This is a genomic window from Streptomyces boncukensis, from assembly GCF_011045075.1.
Taxonomy (GTDB): Bacteria; Actinomycetota; Actinomycetes; order Streptomycetales; family Streptomycetaceae; genus Streptomyces; species Streptomyces boncukensis.
This window is the reverse complement of record NZ_JAAKZZ010001137.1, coordinates 1-396: the sequence shown is the minus strand read 5'-3', so window position 1 is coordinate 396 and position 396 is coordinate 1. Positions and strand designations below refer to the sequence as shown.

The window sequence follows — 396 nt, the reverse complement described above, 5'->3', positions numbered from 1 at the left end:
CCGGACGGCGGCGCGTCGAGGGTGGTGACGACCCCGCCGGCGTCGACGGTGCGCGGCACCTGGTCCGCCGAGGGCTCGGCGCTCAGCGCGACCTCCTGCCAGGAGGTGTCCCCCTGAGCGGGCGCGGACGGGCCCGGATCGGAGGCGCGGAACGCCCCGGCGCCGGGACGGGTGACCACCAGCCCCTCGGCGACCAGCGCCGACAGGGCCCGCGAGACGGTGACGGGGCTGACGCGGTACTGCTCGACGAGTGCTCTGCTGGAAGGGAGCTTCTCACCCGGAGAGTAGCGATTCAGCTCATCACGCAAGGAAGCGGCGAGTTCACGCACACTGCTACGCTGCTGCATGAAAGATCATGATAGCGCTACTGCGAACCGTGCGATAGCGGCACACGCG

1 protein-coding gene is annotated in these 396 nt (G+C 71.0%); it reads right to left on the bottom strand.

The annotated features are described in order from the left end of the window. A partial coding sequence (locus G5C65_RS38330; protein WP_165303713.1) for a winged helix-turn-helix domain-containing protein occupies positions 1 to 347 on the bottom strand: 347 nt, incomplete at its 3' end. Positions 348 to 396: the final 49 nt, after the last annotated feature.